This is a genomic window from Pseudolysinimonas sp., from assembly GCF_051954455.1.
Taxonomy (GTDB): domain Bacteria; phylum Actinomycetota; class Actinomycetes; order Actinomycetales; family Microbacteriaceae; genus Pseudolysinimonas.
In genome coordinates, this window is record NZ_JBQCHS010000034.1 from 18,343 (window position 1) to 35,404 (window position 17,062).

Here is a 17,062-nt window from a genome sequence, read left to right on the forward strand (position 1 = left end):
GCGGTGGTCAGCCCCGCCTGACGGGAAGGCCCTCGGCCTCCCACTCGAGGATGCCGCCCTCGATGTTGGTCGCATCCCATCCCTGCTGCTCGAGGAACTGCGTCACCCGGGCGCTGCGGGCGCCCGACCGGCACATGATGAACAGCGGACCCTCGGGCAGCTCGCCCAGGTGCTCCTGCAATGTGCTCATGGGCATCGGCACGGCGTCGTCGACACGGACCTCGGCCAGCTCCTCGGGCTCGCGGACGTCGATGAGCGTCGCGCCCTGCAGTCTCGCGAACTCACCGGGGGTGATGCTCTTCATCGTTCGGGACTCCATTCGGCGGGCAGCGGAAGGGCGGCCGGGTTCAGCCGCGCGACGATCTCGGTGAGGACGCGGACGGTCTGCTTCTCGCCGACCCAGAGGTGCTTGCCGCCCTCGACCTCCACGACCTCCGCCTCCGGGACCACGGCGAACCGCTCGCGCGCCTCGGCCGGGCGGAGGTAGTCGTCGAGCTCGGGGATGACGGCGACGAGCCGCTTGCCGCTCCCACGCCAGGCCGCGAGATCCTCTTCCGACGCGCGGTGCAGCGGCGGTGACAGGAGGATGGCGCCGACGATCGGCTGCTCGCGACCCCAGGTGAGGGCGACCTCGGTGCCGAACGACCAGCCGACCAGCCACGGCCTCGGCAGTCCGCGGGCGGCCACGAGGTCCATCGCGGCGGCGAGGTCGGCGCGCTCGGCGACCCCGTGCCCGAACTCGCCCTCGCTCGTGCCGCGCGGCGAGGTGACCCCGCGGAAGTTGAAGCGGAGCACCGCCAGCTGGGCCAGCGCCGGCAGTCGGGCGGCCGCCTTGCGGATGATGTGGGAGTCCATGAACCCGCCGTGGGTCGGCAGCGGGTGGAGCGCCACGATCGTCGCCACCGGCTCGGCGCGGAGAGGCGTCGCCAACTCCCCCACGAGCGTGAGGCCGTCGGCGGTGTGCAGCTCGACGTCCTCGCGGCGCGCGGGCAGCTCCACGCCGGCCGAGATCCGGATCGGGCCCTCGGTCGCGGCGTCACTCACGTGCGGGTCCTCCAGCAGTGCGCGTGCCAGTGCCGGCGTCCGGCGAGGTCGTCGGCCTCGCCGAACAGACCGTCCGCCCGCCATGCCACGACGTGCGCCGTGCCGGGAGCGATCTCGCCGCCGCAGCCGGGGCAGACGTACTCCTTCACGGCCGCCGCCGCCGACTGCGGCTGCACGTTCCAGGCGCCGTCGCGCTTCGACTCGACGCGCAGCCGACCCGCCAGGGCGCGCTCGAGATCGAGCGGCTCCGGCTCCGGGACACGGACGCGGCGACGGGGCACGCCTCCAGCCTAAGGAATCAGTACCAGCCCGAGGACTGCGAGTGCGCCCAGGCGCCACAGGGCGTGCCGTACCGGCCGGAGATGTACCCGAGGCCCCAGGTGATCTGCGTCGCGGGGTTGTCGGCCCAGTCGGCGCCGGCGCTCGCCATCTTCGAGCCGGGCAGGGCCTGCGGGATGCCGTAGGCGCCGGTCGACGGGTTGCCGGCGTAGACGTTCCAGTGGGATTCGCGGTTCCAGAGCGACACGAGGCAGTCGAACTGGTCCTGCCCCATGCCGCGGGCGGCGAGCATCTGCTGCGCGATCGCCTGCGCCGTGCCCGGGTCGGGCGTCCCGGCGTGCGGCGCTCCCCCGGAGCGCACCGCCGCCGTCTGGGGCGGCGGAGGCGGCGGCGCGACGGTCACCGCGAATCCGTCGCGGGTGACCGCGGTCGACACGTCGGAGACGAGCTCGAACGCCTGGTGCGCCCGCGGCGCGACCGGCGCCGCGTCGGCGAGCGCGCGCTGATGCGGGGCCGCGAGCGTGAGCGCGACGAGGCCGGCGCTGACGCTGACGGCGAGGAGCGACAGGACGTACCGGGAACGGGTCTGACGCTCCGCCCGGACCGCGTGACGTCGGGGCGCGTAGTGCACCCCCGTGCTTCGGAACCCGCTCACAGTCCCAGAAGTCTACGCGACGCGGTCCCGAGCGCCTGGGAACGGGGTGGACGCGACCGGGTCAGGACGTCCTCACCGCGAGCAGCACGCGCACGACGGCGTCGAGCAGGGCGTCGACCTGCGCCTCGGCATAGCCGCCCCGCTGGGGGTGGAAGGCCACCTGACGCACGTCCTCGACGGTCATCGGGGTGCCCGTCTGCAGGAACCGGCGGGTGCGATTCGTGAACGCGTCGACCTCGCGCACGGCGTAGCCGGTCGAGAACCAGCTGATGCGACGGAAGCGCTGCCCGCGCGGGCGGGAGATCCGGTCGAGGACGATCTGGGCGAGCTCCCGCGCGTCCTGATACCAGGCCTGATCGCCGGCACGGTCGATCGCGGTCTGCCGCTCGCGGGTCGCGAACGCGTCCTCGAGACGTTCGAGCGCCGCATCGACGACCGCCGGGTCGTAGCCGCCGCGCTTCATGGAGAAGGCCGTCGTGCGGATGCGCTCGGCGCTCAGCCCCGACTGCCCGGCGGGGGCCGCGTAGGCGCGGCGGGCGTCTTCGAGGAAGTCCTCCACCTCGGCCGTGTCGTAGCCGCGCCCCTTGGGGGCGCGCGGGAAGGTCGAGCTCACCCGGCGATCCTAGCGGCGGACCCCTCGGGAACCTGGGAGCGCGACGCGCTCAGCGCAGGCCCGCGACGCCCAGAACGTAGTAGATCGCGTACGCGACCGCGGCGCTCGGGAGGATCGAGTCGAGCCGGTCGAGGAAGCCGCCGTGCCCGGGCAGGATGCTCGAGATGTCCTTGATGCCGAGGTCGCGCTTGATGAGCGACTCGGTCAGGTCGCCGGCGGTGCCGACGAGAGCCAGCAGCAGACCCATCACGATGCCGATCCAGATCGGCACGTGCAGCATGAGGGGGGCGAGGATCATGCCCGCGACGATCGCGACGACGATCGAGCCCGCGAATCCCTCCCAGGTCTTGCCGGGGCTGATGTTCGGCGCGAGCTTGTGCTTGCCCAGCCAGATGCCCGTGCCCCACGCCCCCGTGTCGGTCGCGACGACGATGATCATGCACGCGAGGGTCCAGTACTCGCCGCCGACCGAGTCGTGGTGCGGGCCGGACGAGGCCGTGAGCACGAGGTAGAAGCCGGCCATGAACGTGATGTAGACCTGCACGAACATGCCGGCCCCGATGTCCAGCAGCACGTTCTTCGCGCCCGTGCGGTGGCTCGGCATCGCGAGCTCGCCGAGCCGCCAGAGCGACACGATCACGATCGCGCCGAGGGTGCCGAGCCAGAGGCCCTCCACCGAGAGGCCGCGCTCGGCGGCGAAGAAGGCGACGGGGGCGGCGAGCACACCGACCACGACCGAGACGACGCGAGGCGTCATCCGCCCGGCGACGCGGATGGCGGTGGTCAGCTCCCACGCGGTGAATCCGATGAGGACCGCGCCGAAGATGATGAACAGCCACTTGAAGATGATGAGGCTGACGAGGAAGGCGCCCCCGAGCAGGATCCCGATGCCGATCGCGGCCGGCAGGTTGCGGCCGCTGCGGCGGTTGATCGCCTCGTTGGCGGCGTCGAACTGGGCGCGCGCCTCCCGCAGCCCCGCCTCGATGTCGGCGCGGGGGTCGTGACGGTCGTGCGGCGCCTTCGGCGCCGGAGAGCCTTCGGGCGGCGTCGGCATCAGACCTCGAGGAGCTCGGCTTCCTTGCGCTTCAGAGCCTCGTCGATCTCGTCGACGTGCGACTTCGTGACGGCGTCGAGCTCCTTCTCGGCGCGGGCGATCTCGTCCTCGCCGACCTCCTTCTGGGCGTCGAGGTCGTCCTTGGCCTTGCGCCGCAGATTGCGGAGCACGACCTTCGCCTCCTCGCCCTTGGAGCGCACGAGCTTGACGTACTCCTTGCGGCGGTCCTCGGTGAGCTCCGGCATGGTCACGCGGATGATGGTGCCGTCGTTGTTGGGGGTCGCGCCGAGGTGCGAAGCGGCGACGATCGCCTTCTCGATGTCCTTGAGGGCGCTCTTGTCATAGGGCGTGATGATGAGCACGCGCGCCTCGGGGTTCTGAAGGCCGGCGAGCTGCGCGAGCGGGGTCGGCGTGCCGTAGTACTCGACCATCAGCTTCTGGAACAGCGCGGGGTTCGCGCGCCCGGTGCGGACGGTGCTGAAGTCGTCCTTCGCGACGTCGACGGCGCGGTCCATCTTCTCGCGGGCCTCGGCGAGCACGTCACTGATCACTTCGGTCTCCTCACGGAACAGGCGGTCGTCCCAGCCTAGCCGCCCGTCCGATCGCCGGAGGTCGGCGCGAGACTGGGGTCATGGACTTCGATCAACCGCCCGTGCTGTCGGTGGTGCCCAACGGGCGGGATCGGGAGGCGGGTCCCGGGTGGCCGAAGACGGTGCCGGCGGTCGAGCAGCTGCTGCGCGACGGGCTGGCCCTCGCGCGCGGGGTGACGCTCCTCGTGGGGCAGAACGGGTCCGGCAAGTCCACGGTTCTCGAGGCGGTCGCGATGGCCTACGGTCTCTCGCCCGAGGGCGGATCGGTGCACGCGCAGCACCGCACCCGACCCACGGAGTCGCCGCTCTCGGGCTGGATCGAGCTGCGCCGTGGCCTCGGCGCCGGTCGCTGGGGCTTCTTCCTCCGCGCCGAGACGATGCACGGGTTCTACACCTATCTGGAGCAGAACCCGGGGGTCCGCGACCCGCGCTTCCACGAGATGAGCCACGGCGAATCGTTCCTGGCGGTCCTCGGCACGCGCTTCGACTCCCCCGGCTTCTACTGTCTCGACGAGCCGGAGGCGGCGCTCTCGTTCGATTCGACGCTGGCGCTCATGGCGACCCTGCACGACCTCGTGCGCGGCGGGGGGCAGGCGGTGTGCGCGACGCACTCCCCCGTGCTCGCGGCGTTCCCCGGTGCTCGGATCCTCGAGCTCGGCCCCTGGGGCATGCGGGAGGCGGCATGGGACGACCTCGAGGTCGTGCAGCACTGGCGTTCGTACCTGCAGTCGCCGCAGCGCTACCTGCGGCACCTTCTGGACTGAGCGCTCAGCTCTCCGGCGCGGTGGTGAAATCGATCAGCTGCTCGACCCGGGCGAGGAGCGACGGCTCGAGGTCCGTGTAGCTGCGGACGCGGGAGAGGATGCGCTGCCAGGCCCGCGCGATGTCGGCCTGGTCGGCGTGCGGCCAGCCGAGCGCGGCGCAGATGCCGTGCTTCCATTCGACGTTCCGGGGGATGTCGGGCCAGCGCTCGAGACCGAGCCGCTGCGGCTTCACCGACTGCCACACGTCGACGTACGGATGCCCCACCACGAGCACGTGCGGACCACTCACGGACTGTGCGATCCGGCTCTCCTTGGAGTTCGGCACGAGGTGGTCGACGAGCACGCCGATGCGCCGGTCGGGACCGGGCCGGACCTCGGCCAGTCGGTCGGCGAGGTGGTCGACGCCCTCGAGGTACTCGACGACCACGCCCTCGGCGCGCAGGTCGTCGCCCCAGACCTTCTCGACGAGCTCGGCGTCGTGCCGGCCCTCGACCCAGATGCGGTGGGCGCGCGCGACGCGGGCCCGCTGCTCGGGCGCGGCGCGGGAGCCGGAGGCCGTGCGCGCGGGCGCCGCCGGAGCAGCGACGCGCGGGGCGCGCAGGCGCACCGGCTCGCCGTCGATCAGGAAACCGGGTCCGAGCGGGAACTGGCGACGCGCACCGCGGCGGTCCTCCAGCTCCACGACACCCTTGACGATGCCGATTACGGCGCCGACGAAGCCCTCGCGGCCACCCGGCTCCGGCAGCTCGACGACCAGGCCCGGCTCGGCGTCGACCTCGCGGACGATCTTCCGGCCGCGGGTGCGCCAGTCGCCGGCGAGGACGTCGTGACCGTACCGGTCGCTCACGAGGCCAGCGCCGCCTGCGCGATCGCGGACGCGGCGAACCAGCCGCCGATCGACAGCACCAGGGTCGCCAGCGCGGCCCACCACGAGCGACGGCGGAACACCTGGAGCGCGACGGTGCCCGCGGTCCCGACGACGCCGAGCAGGAAGATGACCAGCGCCGCGGTGAACTGCACGCCGCCGGCCTGCGCCGTGCCGCAGACGCCGTCCGGGCACGGGGTCAGTAGCGAGAGCTGCAGGAACCCGAAGAGCGCGCCGATCCAGTAGCCGACGTAGGCGACCACGAGGAGGACGGCCGACAGGGCGATGTCCCACGCCGCGCGGCACCGCCCCGCACCGCGCCCCGGGGCACCGAGCACGCGCGGGGCGCCGGGACCGCTCACACGGTCACCAGGGTGCCGATGGTGTCGCCGCGGAGCGCCTTCGTGACGTTGCCGGCCGGCTCCATGCCGAACACGACCATCGGCATCTTGTTGTCCATGCAGAGGCTGAAGGCGGTGGAGTCGACGACCTTGAGGCCCTGCACGAGCGCGTCCTGGTAGGTCACGCGGTCGAGCTTCTGGGCCTCGGGGTTCGTGCGCGGGTCGTCGGTGTAGACGCCGTCGACGCCGTTCTTCGCGACGAGCACGGCATCCGCCTCGATCTCGAGGGCGCGCTGCGCGCTCACCGTGTCGGTGGAGAAGTACGGGAGTCCCGCGCCGGCGCCGAAGATGACGACCCGGCCCTTCTCGAGGTGGCGCTCCGCGCGGAGCGGGATGTACGGCTCCGCGACCTGCGACATCGTGATCGCCGACTGCACGCGGACCGGCGCGCCGGCCTTCTCGAGGAAGTCCTGCAGCGCGAGCGCGTTCATGACGGTGCCGAGCATGCCCATGTAGTCGGCGCGGCCGCGGTCCATGCCGCGCTGGCTGAGCTCCGCGCCGCGGAAGAAGTTGCCGCCACCGACGACGACGGCGACCTCGACGCCCTCGGGGTCGTTCTGGTCCTTCGGCACGACGGCCGCGATCTCGCGGGCGATGCCCGAGACGACGTCGGGGTTCACGCCGAGCGAGCCACCGCCGAACGCCTCACCGGAGAGCTTCAACAGGACGCGGCGGCGGCGGTCGGTCATCTGGGCGGTCTCCTCGCAGGGGGTCGGCGGCTCGGTCCAGGGTACCGGTCGACGGAACCCGGTCTCTCGTCCGCGACGCGGGACCGTCGTGGAGACGGGTCCGCTCCGACCAGGATCGGCGGCTCGGGTCTCCGCCGCCCGGACGACGACGGGCCCGGGATCGCTCCCGGGCCCGTCGTGCGGTGCTGATGCGGTGCTTACGCGCCGACCTTGAAGCGGGCGAAGCCCTGGATCGTGAGCCCGGCGTCCGCGACGACCTTGCTGATCGTCAGCTTGTTGTCGCGGGCGTACTCCTGCTCAAGGAGGGCGATCTGCTTGTAGAAGGCGCCGATGCGGCCCTCGACGATCTTCGGGAGCGCGGCCTCCGGCTTGCCCTCGTTGCGGCTGATCTCCTCGACGATGCGGCGCTCGTTCTCGACCTCGGCCGGCGGCACGTCGTCCTTCGAGAGGTACTGCGGGTCGGCGAACGAGATGTGCTGCGCGATGCTGCGCGCGGTCTCCGCGTCCGAGCCCTGGTACGCCACGACGACCCCGATCTGCGGCGGCAGGTCGGCGGAGGTCTTGTGGAGGTAGACCGCGTAGTGGTCGCCCGAGATGCGCACGAGGCGGCGCAGCTCGATCTTCTCGCCGATGATGGCGGCCTCGTCCTCGATGGTCGACGCGACGGTGCCGTTCTCGAGCGTCACCGCGAGGGCCGCGTCGACGGTCTCGGCGCCGGAGTCGGCGAGCGCCTCGGCGATCCGGTCCGCGAGAGCGATGAACTTCTCGTTCTTCGAGACGAAGTCGGTCTCGCAGGCGAGCTCGAACATCGTGACGGCGGTCGCGGACTCGACGACGCGCACGAGGCCCTCGCTCGTCGAGCGATCGGCGCGCTTCGCGTTGCCCTTCGCCCCCTTGAGGCGCAGGATCTCGACGGCCTTCTCGACGTCGCCGTCGGCCTCGACGAGGGCGTTCTTGGTGTCGACCATGCCCGTGCCGAGTCGCTCGCGCAGGGCCTTGACGTCTTCCAGGCTGAAATTGGCCATGGCTGTTCCTTACTGATCGAAAGTGGCTGTGCCGGTTCTCTGGGGGATGACGGGACGCCGCGACGGACGCGGCGCCCCGATCCCGACTACTTCTCGGCGGCCGCGGCCTTCTCGGCCGGGGTCTCCTTCTCGGCGTCGGTGGCCTCGGCCTCGAGGCGCGCCTCGGCGGCCTCCTCCGACTCCGGGTGGTGGATCGGCGTGAGCGACTCGTCCTCGACCGCGGCGGTCTCGGCGAGCTTCGCGTCGGCGTCGTTCTCCTCGGTGGGGACCTCGGCAGCGACGATCTCGGCGACCTTCTCCTCGGCGTCCGGCGCCTGGTCGACGGCCTCGATGCGCTCGGCGGTCGACTGCGGGGTCTCGGACGCCTCGAGGAGCTCGCGCTCCCACTCGGCGAGCGGCTCGACCGCCGACACGTTGCCCTCGGCCGCCGGCGCCTGGTGGCGCTGGACGAGACCCTCGGCGGCGGCGTCCGCGATGATGCGGGTCAGCAGGCCGACGGAGCGGATCGCGTCGTCGTTGCCCGGGATCGGGTACTGGAGCTCGTCGGGGTCGGCGTTCGTGTCGAGGATGCCGATGACCGGGATCCCGAGCTTGGTCGCCTCGTTGACGGCGAGGTGCTCGCGCTTCGAGTCGATCACCCAGATCGCCGACGGCGTCTTGGTGAGGTTGCGGATGCCGCCCAGGGTCTTGTGCAGCTTGTCGAGCTCGCGCTTCTTGATGAGGAGCTCCTTCTTGGTGAAGCCCTTCGTCGTGTCGTCGAAGTCGATCTCCTCGAGCTCCTTCATGCGCGCGAGGCGCTTGGAGACCGTCTGGAAGTTGGTGAGCAGACCGCCGAGCCAGCGCTGGTTGACGTACGGCTGGCCGACGCGGGTCGCCTGCTCGGCGACCGACTCCTGCGCCTGCTTCTTGGTGCCGACGAACAGCACGGTGCCGCCGTGGGCGACGGTCTCCTTGACGAAGTCGTACGCCTTGTCGATGTACGACAGCGACTGCTGCAGGTCGATGATGTGGATGCCCGAGCGCTCGGTGAGGATGAAGCGCTTGACCTTCGGGTTCCAGCGGCGGGTCTGGTGCCCGAAGTGGACGCCGCTGTCGAGCAGCTGGCGGATGGTGACGACGGCCATGGCCGTTCTCCTTCTTCTCCCGCACGGCCCGGGGGCGGTGCGGGACTTCTCGGTTGTGTCGATCGCGCGGCGGGTGCCGGGATCCCTGGTGCCGGGCGCGCACCCGCCGGACCCACAGCGTCTGAGTGAACAGAACGCACGGGACCGGACCGAATGGATGCGGGGGCCGAATGGCACGCGAAGTCACCCCGCCGGGGCGGAGTGCATCGTCAGTGTAGCCTCCTTCCCCGTTCCCCCGCATGCCGGTTCGTGCACCGGACGGCATCCCCCGCCCCGTGCCGACCGCGGTCGCCGGCAGGGTGGTCGCCATGCGATCGCGACGACTCCCCCGGGCGGCCGCGGCGGCCGTGGTCGTCGCGGTCGCCGCCCTGGTGATCGCGACGGGCCCGAGCGGGGCCGCGGCCGGCCCGGCACCGCCGTCCGGCCCCGGCTCCGGCTCCGGCTCCGGGGAAGGCGTCGCGGACGGTGCCGCGGTCTGGACGTGGCCGATCGCCTCGCCGCACCCCGTCGTCCGCGCCTACCTCGCGCCCCCGACGCCCTACGGGGCCGGGCATCGCGGCATCGACATCGGCGCCGTCGAGGGATCATCGGTGTTCGCGCCGGACGACGGTGTGGTGCATTTCGCGGGAGTCGTGGTCGATCGGCCGGTGCTCTCGGTCGAGCACGCCGGCGGTGTGCTGTCGAGCTTCGAGCCCGTCACGAGCGAGCTCCACCCGGGCGACGCGGTGCATCGCGGCCAGGTCGTCGGGATGCTGGCCGCCGGGCACTGCGTGGATGCCGGGTGCCTTCATCTCGGAGCGCGGGTGGACGGTCAGTACGTGAACCCGATGATCTTCCTCGGTGGCGTTCGGCGTGCGGTGCTGTATCCGACGCGGGGCGGGTGAGGTCAGGCGCGCGGATGCGCCGTCGCGTAGGCGGCTTTCAGGCGCTCGGCCGAGACGTGCGTGTAGATCTGAGTCGTCGCGAGGCTCGCGTGCCCGAGCAGCTCCTGCACGGCGCGGAGGTCGGCACCCCCGTCGAGCAGATGGGTCGCCGCCGTATGGCGGAACGTGTGCGGCCCCGCCGGGCCGGACCCGGGCAGGTCGGCGAGCAGCGAGGCGACGAGCTGGTACACGGTGCGCGCGGTGAGCGGTGCTCCGCGGGCGCCGAGGAAGAGGGTGTCGAGCAGGAGCGCGTCGATCCCGTCGCGCAGGAGGGCCGGCCGGCCGGCGCCGAGGTAGCGGTCGAGCGCCCTCGCGGCGGGGACGCCGAACGGCACCACCCGCTCCTTGCCGCCCTTGCCGAGGACGCGCACCATGAGGCGCGTGCGGTCGACGTCGCCGAGCTCCAGCCCGACGAGCTCGCTCACGCGGATGGCGCTCGCGTAGAGCAGCTCGACGATCGCGAGGTCGCGGATCGCAACCGGGTCGTCGCCGGCGGCGCGCCCCTCGAGCCGGGCGAAGAGCACGTCGAGCTGGGACCGGTCGAGGACGCGCGGCAGATGCTTGTCGCTCTTCGGCGCGCGGAGCCGAGCGCCCGCGTCACCGGCGGCGGCGCCGGTCCGTGCGAGCCACGCCGTGAATCCCCGGACCGCCGCCGTTCGACGGGCGAGACTCGACTTCGCGAGTCGATCGCTCACGTGCCACTGCCAGTCGCGCAGCAGCTCGAGGTCGATCGCCTCGGCCTCGGTGACGCCCGCCTCCTCCGCGAAGGCGGCCAGGTCCACGAGATCGCCGCGATACGCCCGGGCCGTCTGCTCGCTCAGCCCGCGATCGACGGTCAGCTGACGCACGAAGGCGTCGATCGCGGCGTCGATCCTCACCCGGACATCGTCTCGCCGTACCGTGCCGCGCGCCCGCGCGACGCGCCCCCCGTCACGACTCGCGGGATCCGCCCTCGACGTCGAGGAGGGTGAACGTCGACGCCTTATGGGAGAACGCCTCCCGTCGCTCGTGCGGCGTCATGGCGGCGAGCCGCTCGAGCACGGCGCCGTCGAAGCCCGTGACCTGGGGCGCCGACGTCACCGGCACGACCGAGTGCACCACCGCATGCGGGTACACGTCGACGAGGGTGATGGACTGGCCGCCGTCGACGCCGAGCAGCGCGTCGGGCGGGCCGCTGGTGTCGATCGTGTAGCAGGTGGCGGCCGCGACCGACACCGGAATGCCGGCGAACGTGCCGTGCGTCGCGTAATGGAGGTGGCCCGCGAGGATCGCCCGGACGTCGGATCCCTCGAGCACCTCGGCCAGCCGCTCCTGCTCCTGGAGCTCGAGGATCGCCATGGTCTCGACCGGACTCGGCAGCGGCGGGTGGTGCAGGGCGAGCAGCGTGCCGTGCGCGGCCGGGAAGGCGAGCACCTCCTGCAGCCAGTCGAGCTGCTGGTCGGTGACCTCGCCGTGGTGGTAGCCGGGGACGGTCGAGTCGAGCGAGATGATTCGGAGACCGTCCAGGTCGTAGACCCGGTCCTGCGGATCCGCGCTGGGCTCCTCGCCGAAGAGGATCGACGAGTAGGGCTCGCGCTCGTCGTGGTTGCCCATGACCCAGATGATCCGCGATCCCATCCGATCGGCGACCGGCTCGAGCTGCGAGCGGAGCCGCTCGTACGCCTCGGGCTCGCCGAGGTCGGCCAGGTCGCCCGTGATGACGATCGCCTCGGGTCGGCGCCCCGACCGCTCCAACTGCTCGAGGGCACGCGCCAGGTGCCCATCGGTGTCGACCGCACCGTAGAGCGGGCGCCGACCGCCCAGGAAGTGCGTGTCGCTGACATGCGCAATGCGATGCAGGGGCGCACCGTACTGGCCGAGCTGGATGCGGTGGTCGAGGGCCATGCCCTCACTCTCGCAGCATCGTCCGACCGTGGCGACGTCACCGGGCCGCCGCCGATTCGGCCACCGTGCGGATCCATCCCGAGGGCCGCTGCCGGGCGAGGCCCTCCAGCTCGAGGAGACCGAGCTCCGCGCGGATGCGGTCGGGAGCGAGCCCGGAGATCGCGGCGAGCTGCTCGGGTGCGCGCCCGGCCCGGGTGCTCATCGCGTCCAGGAGCCGCATGCGGGTCGCGCTGAGCCGATCGGCGTCGAGAGGGGCCGGGGCGACGCCGTCACCGACCCCGTCCTCCCCCAGCAGCTCCGCCATCTCGGCCGCCGACGTCACGCACATCGCATCGCTCTCGCGGAGGAGGCGATGGCATCCCGCCGAGGCGGAGCTCGTGACAGGCCCGGGCACCGCGCCCACCGGCCGCCCGAGTTGCGCGGCGTGGTGGGCGGTGTTGATCGACCCCGACCGCCAGCCGGCCTCCACGACGACCGTCGCCCCGGTCGCCGCGGCGATCAACCTGTTCCTCTGGAGGAAGCGCCAGCGGCTCGGGGACACTCCCGGCGGCACCTCGGCGACGACCGCTCCGCGCTGCTCGATCGTGCGGAGCAGTCCGTCATGCCCCGACGGGTAGAAGGTGTCGACCCCGCCGGCGAGGAACGCGATCGTCGCTCCCTGCCCGGCCAGCGCCGCGCGGTGGGCCGCCCCGTCGATCCCGTAGGCGGCGCCCGAGACCACCGCGATCCCGCGGTCGACGAGGCCGGCGGCGGCCTCCATCGCCACGTGCTCGCCGTACGCGGTCGCGGCGCGGGCGCCGACGATCGCGACCGATCGGCGGAGCGCTCGCAACCGCGCGCGGTCGCCCCGCACCCAGAGCGCGAGCGGTGCATGCTCGCCCAGATCGTCGAGCCGCGTCGGCCACTCGGGGTCGCCCGGGATCACGAGCGACACCGCGAACCGCGCCGCCTGCCGGAGGTCGAGCTGCACCCGCGCGGCGTCCACCCGGGGACGCCAGCGCTCCAGCGCCGAGGGCGGGATCACGGGCGCGCCCGCCGCCCCCTCGCCCCGCACCCGGGCGACGAGCGCCGCCAGCGCGGCCTCGGCTCCGTTCTCCGCCACGAGCCGCCCCGCATCGCCGTCGCCCGGCTCGACCACGCGGCTCCAGGCCGCGCGGGCGAATCGCTCGGCGACCGCCGCCCGATCGGGTGCCTCCGCCACCGCGCGCACGAGCGGCGCGACGGCCGTCTCGGGCATCCCCAGGATCGTCATGCGGTCTCCCTCTCGCTCATCGCCTGCACGCGCTCATTCCGCCATCGCCTTCCGCAGGAACAGGGCCCGGCCGATGTGCTCCGCGGTCGGGCGCTCGGCGTCCTCGAGGTCGCAGACGGTCCAGGCGACCTTGAGCACGCGGTCGTACCCGCGCATGGTGAGCGCGCCGCGTTCGAGGGCGCGATCCAGCGCCGCGGTCGCACCACGCACGGGGGCGCCCGCCGGGGACCGCAGCCACGGCCCCGACACCTGCGCGTTGAGCCGCCACGGCGTCGCGCGCAGGCGGTCCGCGGCCCTCCCTCGCGCCGCGACGATCCGGGCCCGCGTGTCGCCGCTGGTCCGTCGATGCTCCGGCGTCGCGCGCAGCTGCGCCGCCGTGATGCGTCGAACGGTGAGCTGGATGTCGACCCGGTCGAGCAGCGGTCCGCTCAGTCGGCCGAGGTACCGTCGCCGAGTGAACGGCGCACATGTGCAGGCGCTGTCGTCGACGCCCGCGAGTCCGCAGGGGCAGGGATTCGCCGCGAGCACGAGCTGGAACCGGGCCGGGTACCGCGCCGTCGCGTAGACGCGGGAGATCGCGACGACGCCGGACTCGAGCGGCTGCCGCAGGGCGTCGAGCGCGGCGGCGGGGAACTCGGGGGCCTCGTCGAGGAACAGGACCCCGTGCGCCGCCCGCACGACCGAGCCCGGACGGATCCACCCGCTGCCGCCGCCGATCATGGACGCGGCGCTCGACGTGTGATGCGGCGCCTCGAACGGCGGACGCCGGGTCAGTCGGGCCCCCACCGGGGAGCCGCCGAGCGAGCGGATCGAGGCGACCTCGAGCGCGGCGTCGTCGTCGAGGTCGGGCAGAAGACCGGGAAGTCGTGCGGCGAGCATCGTCTTGCCTGCGCCGGGCGGCCCCAGCAGGAACAGATGGTGCCCGCCGGCTGCGGCGACCTGGGCGGCGTCGATCGCGTCCTCGTTGCCGACGATGTCGGCGAGATCGCCGGTGTCCTCCGGCTCTTCCGTCGGCGCCGGGCCCGGGATCGGATCGCACTCGACCTGGTCGAGCTCCGCCCCGTGCCAGATCGCGGCGTCGCGCAACGAGGCCATGCCGACGATGCGGACGCCCTCGACGAGCCGCGCCTCATCGGCATTGCCCGCGGGAACCACGACGGTCTCGTAGCCGGCCCGTGCCGCCGCGAGCACCGCGGGGAGGACGCCGGAGACGGGACGCACCCGCCCGTCGAGGGCGAGCTCTCCGAGGTGCACCACCCGGTCGACCGACGCGGCCGGCACCTTGCCGTCGGCGGCGAGCGCCGCGAGGGCGATGGCCAGGTCGAAGGCCGAGCCGTGCTTCGGCAGGGCCGCGGGCGACAGGTTGACGGTCAGCTTCCGCGCGGTGATCGCGAGCTCCGAGTTGTGCGCGGCAGCGCGCACGCGGTCGCGCGCCTCGCCGAGCGCCGCGTCCGGCAGGCCGATGAGCACGAAACCGGGCAGGTTGCTCGAGATGTCCGCCTCGATCTGCACGATCACGCCGTCGATCCCGAGCAGCGCGACCGCGTGGGTCCGGGCGAGCGGCATCAGAACACCCCGCGCAGGTGCTCGACGACCGCCGGCCGATCCCGCGGGGCGATGACGGCGACCGCGTCGATCCGCACCCGCGGATGCGCGCCCGCCTGATCCGGGTGAGCGGCGCACCACTCGCCCGCGAGCCGTCGGAGCCGCGCGAGCTTCGTCGCCGTGATCGCCTCGAACGGGTGCCCGTAGGCGGTGCTCGCCCGGGTCTTCACCTCCGCGACGACGATCTCGCGGGAGGCGCCGTCGAGGAGGACGAGGTCGACCTCCCCCGACGGACCGCGCCAGTTGCGGTCGAGGACCCGCAGCCCGCCCCGGGTCAGGTGCGCGGCGGCGAGGCGTTCGCCTCGGGCTCCGAGGACGTCTTTGGCGGCCATGCGGACGATCGTCCCGGGATCCGCCGCGGCCCGCGGCGACCGCGACCCGCCCCGTGGAGGGCGGCGCGCGAACGCCGCTGTGGACGAGGAGCGCTATTCGTCGAGCGCGAGCTCCTTGGGCAGCTCGAGGTCCTTGTCACCGCGGACCTCGACGTTGAAGTCCTTGTAGGTGATGACGCGCACGCTCTTCACGAAACGGTCGGACCGGTAGACGTCCCAGACCCACACGTCGTTCATCTGGATCTCGAAGTAGAAGTCGTGCTCGGTGTCCTTGCGGTCCACCGCGACCTCGTTGGCGAGGTAGAAGCGGCGCTCCGTCTCCACCACGTAGCGGAACTGGCTCACGACGTCGCGGTACTCGCGGTACAGGGCCAGTTCGACCTCGCGGTCGTAGTCCTCGATCTCGTCGTCGTCCATCGAGGGGAGTCTAGGCGAGCGCCGGGGGCGCGGCAGGCGCAGAGGAGCGCGACGTCAGGCGGGGAGCTCGTCGAACAGTGACGGGGTCCGCAGCCACGACCAGCGGTGGAGCGGCGTCGGCCCGAGGCGGTCGATCGCGGCGTAGTGGTCGACGCTCGCGTACCCCTTGTTGCCGACCCAGTTGTAGCCGGGATGCGTGCCGTCGGCCGCGATCATGATGCGGTCGCGGTGAACCTTCGCGAGCACCGAGGCGGCCGCGACCACCGCGCAGTCGCGGTCGGCCTTGACCCGGGTGACGACCTGCGGGCGCGGGCGCTCCCCCGCGCGGTCGAAGGCCGGGGAGAGCCAGTCGTGCGATCCGTCGAGGAGCACCACCGCATCCGTCGTCGTCACGCCCGCCGCCCGCAGTCCGGCGAACGCCCGCAGCGCCGCGACGCCGAGGGCGGCGATGATCCCGATCTCCTCGATCTCCTCGTTGGAGGCGAGGCCCACGGCGTGCGCCGTCGACCAGGTCTGGACGAGCGGGTGCAGCGCCTCGCGCTTCGGCTCGGGGAGCATCTTGGAGTCGCGGAGGCCGTCCGGGATCCGACGCCCGTGTCCGTCGAACACGCTGAGCCCGACGCCCACCGGGCCCGCGATCGCGCCCCGCCCGACCTCGTCGACGCCGATCACCATGGCCGCGCCCTCGCGGATCATCCGCCGCTCGACGCGCAGGGTCGGATCCGCGACGGTCATCTGCCGCTCGTCGTCGCGGTCGGGGTCGGCGCCGATGACTCGTCGGTCCGATCGTCGCCGGCCTTCGCGTCGCCGGGCGTGCCGACGTCGGCGAAGGTCAGCGGGTGGTTGTCGAGCCAGGTCCAGCGGTCCACCGGCCAGGTGATGAGGATGGCGCGGCCGACCACGTTCTTCATCGGCATGAAGCCGCGGTCCGGGCTGCCGTCGTGGTTGTGCTCGACCGAGTCGTCGGAGTCGTAGCGGTTGTCGCCCTCGACCCAGATGTAGCCCTTCGGAACGGTCACGTCGAAGGGGTACTTGGCCGCCTGCGTCACGCCCGTGGGCAGCTTGATGTACGGCTCGTCGAGCGGGGAGCCGTTGACGCTGATCTGGCCGAACGAGTTGCAGCACGTCACGTGATCGCCCGGCAGCCCGATGAGGCGCTTGATCAGGTGGTCGTTGGAGTCCGGAGCCGTCAGCCCGACGATCGAGAGCGCCCAGTCGATGGGATTGGTGTCGGGCTGCGACGGCGGCAGCCATCCGCCCGGATCCTTGAAGACCACGACGTCGCCGCGCTGCAGCGGGAAGACCTTCGGCTGCAGCTCGTTGACGATGATCCGGTCGTTGACGAGGAGCGTGTCCTCCATGGACTGCGACGGGATGTAGAACGACCGGATGAGGAACGTCTTGATGAGGAAGGAGATGAGGATCGCCGCGACGATGATGATGAGCACGTCGCGCAGGAATCGCGCGGCACCGCCCCGACGCCGGGAGGAGGCGGGCGCGTCGTCGGCCGGGTCGGCCACCGCGGTGTCGTTCAGCGTCATGTCTC

The 17,062-nt window shown here is 72.5% G+C and carries 22 protein-coding genes; 2 read left to right on the forward strand and 20 right to left on the reverse strand.

The genetic code is table 11. The features are described 5' to 3' along the window. Positions 1 to 7 precede the first annotated feature (7 nt). From ACTHM3_RS14630 to frr, 7 genes are all read right to left on the reverse strand, one after another. Complete coding sequence (locus ACTHM3_RS14630) at positions 8 to 304, reverse strand: rhodanese-like domain-containing protein (protein WP_440407033.1); 297 nt, start codon at positions 302 to 304, stop codon at positions 8 to 10. Beyond that, positions 301 to 1,017 (reverse strand): alpha/beta hydrolase, encoded by a 717-nt coding sequence (locus ACTHM3_RS14635; protein WP_440407196.1) that lies wholly within the window; start codon positions 1,015 to 1,017, stop codon positions 301 to 303. The genes ACTHM3_RS14630 and ACTHM3_RS14635 overlap by 4 nt, the downstream gene beginning before the upstream one ends. Positions 1,018 to 1,040: 23 nt before the next feature. Then, complete coding sequence (locus ACTHM3_RS14640) at positions 1,041 to 1,325, reverse strand: hypothetical protein (protein WP_440407034.1); 285 nt, start codon at positions 1,323 to 1,325, stop codon at positions 1,041 to 1,043. Between the two features lie 17 nt (positions 1,326 to 1,342). After that, positions 1,343 to 1,978 carry a lytic transglycosylase domain-containing protein gene (locus tag ACTHM3_RS14645; protein WP_440407035.1) on the reverse strand — a complete coding sequence of 212 codons (636 nt, stop codon included), beginning with the start codon at positions 1,976 to 1,978 and terminating at the stop codon, positions 1,343 to 1,345. Between the two features lie 61 nt (positions 1,979 to 2,039). Continuing rightward, complete coding sequence (locus ACTHM3_RS14650) at positions 2,040 to 2,591, reverse strand: DivIVA domain-containing protein (protein ID WP_440407036.1); 552 nt, start codon at positions 2,589 to 2,591, stop codon at positions 2,040 to 2,042. Between the two features lie 49 nt (positions 2,592 to 2,640). Beyond that, a complete protein-coding gene (locus ACTHM3_RS14655; protein WP_440407038.1) occupies positions 2,641 to 3,645 on the reverse strand; it encodes a phosphatidate cytidylyltransferase in 1,005 nt (334 codons plus the stop codon). Continuing rightward, the gene (gene frr / locus ACTHM3_RS14660) at positions 3,645 to 4,196 is read right to left on the reverse strand and encodes a ribosome recycling factor (RefSeq protein WP_440407040.1); all 552 of its coding nucleotides are present in this window, start codon (positions 4,194 to 4,196) and stop codon (positions 3,645 to 3,647) included. The genes ACTHM3_RS14655 and frr overlap by 1 nt, the downstream gene beginning before the upstream one ends. An 80-nt stretch (positions 4,197 to 4,276) precedes the next feature. On the opposite strand from frr, the gene ACTHM3_RS14665 reads away from it, so the two are divergent. Beyond that, positions 4,277 to 4,999, forward strand: coding sequence for an AAA family ATPase (locus tag ACTHM3_RS14665; protein WP_440407042.1), 723 nt, complete (start codon positions 4,277 to 4,279; stop codon positions 4,997 to 4,999). Between the two features lie 4 nt (positions 5,000 to 5,003). Here ACTHM3_RS14665 and ACTHM3_RS14670 read toward each other — a convergent pair whose 3' ends face one another. From ACTHM3_RS14670 to rpsB, 5 genes are all read right to left on the reverse strand, one after another. Beyond that, complete coding sequence (locus tag ACTHM3_RS14670) at positions 5,004 to 5,846, reverse strand: DUF3097 domain-containing protein (RefSeq protein ID WP_440407044.1); 843 nt, start codon at positions 5,844 to 5,846, stop codon at positions 5,004 to 5,006. Continuing rightward, on the reverse strand, positions 5,843 to 6,226 hold the full coding sequence (locus ACTHM3_RS14675; RefSeq protein WP_440407046.1) for a hypothetical protein: 384 nt from the start codon (positions 6,224 to 6,226) through the stop codon (positions 5,843 to 5,845). Before ACTHM3_RS14675 ends, ACTHM3_RS14670 begins: the two co-directional genes overlap by 4 nt. Further along, positions 6,223 to 6,954 (reverse strand): UMP kinase, encoded by a 732-nt coding sequence (gene pyrH / locus ACTHM3_RS14680; protein WP_440407048.1) that lies wholly within the window; start codon positions 6,952 to 6,954, stop codon positions 6,223 to 6,225. The genes ACTHM3_RS14675 and pyrH overlap by 4 nt, the downstream gene beginning before the upstream one ends. Positions 6,955 to 7,151: 197 nt before the next feature. Further along, positions 7,152 to 7,979, reverse strand: coding sequence for a translation elongation factor Ts (gene tsf / locus ACTHM3_RS14685; protein WP_440407050.1), 828 nt, complete (start codon positions 7,977 to 7,979; stop codon positions 7,152 to 7,154). A gap of 86 nt (positions 7,980 to 8,065) precedes the next feature. Next, positions 8,066 to 9,103, reverse strand: coding sequence for a 30S ribosomal protein S2 (gene rpsB / locus ACTHM3_RS14690; RefSeq protein WP_440407051.1), 1,038 nt, complete (start codon positions 9,101 to 9,103; stop codon positions 8,066 to 8,068). Between the two features lie 308 nt (positions 9,104 to 9,411). Here rpsB and ACTHM3_RS14695 point away from each other — a divergent pair, with 308 nt between their 5' ends. Further along, entirely contained in the window at positions 9,412 to 9,987 is a 576-nt protein-coding gene (locus ACTHM3_RS14695; protein WP_440407053.1) for a M23 family metallopeptidase, read from the forward strand. Between the two features lie 2 nt (positions 9,988 to 9,989). Here the strand turns inward: ACTHM3_RS14695 and ACTHM3_RS14700 are convergent, their stop codons facing one another. The 8 genes from ACTHM3_RS14700 to lepB form a co-directional block, all read right to left on the reverse strand. Then, positions 9,990 to 10,904, reverse strand: a complete 915-nt coding sequence (locus tag ACTHM3_RS14700) for a tyrosine recombinase XerC (RefSeq protein WP_440407055.1) — start codon at positions 10,902 to 10,904, stop codon at positions 9,990 to 9,992. 52 nt (positions 10,905 to 10,956) lie between these two features. After that, positions 10,957 to 11,910 carry a phosphodiesterase gene (locus ACTHM3_RS14705; RefSeq protein WP_440407057.1) on the reverse strand — a complete coding sequence of 318 codons (954 nt, stop codon included), beginning with the start codon at positions 11,908 to 11,910 and terminating at the stop codon, positions 10,957 to 10,959. Positions 11,911 to 11,947: 37 nt separating this feature from the next. Beyond that, positions 11,948 to 13,162, reverse strand: a complete 1,215-nt coding sequence (gene dprA, locus ACTHM3_RS14710; RefSeq protein WP_440407058.1) for a DNA-processing protein DprA — start codon at positions 13,160 to 13,162, stop codon at positions 11,948 to 11,950. Positions 13,163 to 13,195: 33 nt separating this feature from the next. Further along, positions 13,196 to 14,728 (reverse strand): YifB family Mg chelatase-like AAA ATPase, encoded by a 1,533-nt coding sequence (locus ACTHM3_RS14715; protein WP_440407060.1) that lies wholly within the window; start codon positions 14,726 to 14,728, stop codon positions 13,196 to 13,198. Next, positions 14,728 to 15,108, reverse strand: a complete 381-nt coding sequence (locus tag ACTHM3_RS14720; RefSeq protein ID WP_440407198.1) for a YraN family protein — start codon at positions 15,106 to 15,108, stop codon at positions 14,728 to 14,730. Before ACTHM3_RS14720 ends, ACTHM3_RS14715 begins: the two co-directional genes overlap by 1 nt. Before the next feature lie 84 nt (positions 15,109 to 15,192). Further along, complete coding sequence (locus tag ACTHM3_RS14725; RefSeq protein WP_440407062.1) at positions 15,193 to 15,516, reverse strand: DUF2469 family protein; 324 nt, start codon at positions 15,514 to 15,516, stop codon at positions 15,193 to 15,195. Between the two features lie 54 nt (positions 15,517 to 15,570). Next, entirely contained in the window at positions 15,571 to 16,251 is a 681-nt protein-coding gene (locus tag ACTHM3_RS14730) for a ribonuclease HII (RefSeq protein WP_440407064.1), read from the reverse strand. Continuing rightward, complete coding sequence (gene lepB, locus ACTHM3_RS14735) at positions 16,248 to 17,057, reverse strand: signal peptidase I (RefSeq protein ID WP_440407066.1); 810 nt, start codon at positions 17,055 to 17,057, stop codon at positions 16,248 to 16,250. Before lepB ends, ACTHM3_RS14730 begins: the two co-directional genes overlap by 4 nt. Positions 17,058 to 17,062: the final 5 nt, after the last annotated feature.

What these genes read in the sequence shown, in the direction of transcription:
- lepB (WP_440407066.1), bottom strand. Translation starts at nt 17,057, where the DNA reads ATGACGCTGAACGACACCGCGGTGGCCGACCCGGCCGACGACGCGCCC.
- ACTHM3_RS14655 (WP_440407038.1), bottom strand. Translation starts at nt 3,645, where the DNA reads ATGCCGACGCCGCCCGAAGGCTCTCCGGCGCCGAAGGCGCCGCACGAC.
- ACTHM3_RS14695 (WP_440407053.1), top strand. Translation starts at nt 9,412, where the DNA reads ATGCGATCGCGACGACTCCCCCGGGCGGCCGCGGCGGCCGTGGTCGTC.
- ACTHM3_RS14725 (WP_440407062.1), bottom strand. Translation starts at nt 15,516, where the DNA reads ATGGACGACGACGAGATCGAGGACTACGACCGCGAGGTCGAACTGGCC.
- pyrH (WP_440407048.1), bottom strand. Translation starts at nt 6,954, where the DNA reads ATGACCGACCGCCGCCGCCGCGTCCTGTTGAAGCTCTCCGGTGAGGCG.
- ACTHM3_RS14715 (WP_440407060.1), bottom strand. Translation starts at nt 14,728, where the DNA reads ATGCCGCTCGCCCGGACCCACGCGGTCGCGCTGCTCGGGATCGACGGC.
- ACTHM3_RS14705 (WP_440407057.1), bottom strand. Translation starts at nt 11,910, where the DNA reads ATGGCCCTCGACCACCGCATCCAGCTCGGCCAGTACGGTGCGCCCCTG.
- ACTHM3_RS14730 (WP_440407064.1), bottom strand. Translation starts at nt 16,251, where the DNA reads ATGACCGTCGCGGATCCGACCCTGCGCGTCGAGCGGCGGATGATCCGC.
- rpsB (WP_440407051.1), bottom strand. Translation starts at nt 9,103, where the DNA reads ATGGCCGTCGTCACCATCCGCCAGCTGCTCGACAGCGGCGTCCACTTC.
- tsf (WP_440407050.1), bottom strand. Translation starts at nt 7,979, where the DNA reads ATGGCCAATTTCAGCCTGGAAGACGTCAAGGCCCTGCGCGAGCGACTC.
- ACTHM3_RS14630 (WP_440407033.1), bottom strand. Translation starts at nt 304, where the DNA reads ATGAAGAGCATCACCCCCGGTGAGTTCGCGAGACTGCAGGGCGCGACG.
- dprA (WP_440407058.1), bottom strand. Translation starts at nt 13,162, where the DNA reads ATGACGATCCTGGGGATGCCCGAGACGGCCGTCGCGCCGCTCGTGCGC.
- ACTHM3_RS14665 (WP_440407042.1), top strand. Translation starts at nt 4,277, where the DNA reads ATGGACTTCGATCAACCGCCCGTGCTGTCGGTGGTGCCCAACGGGCGG.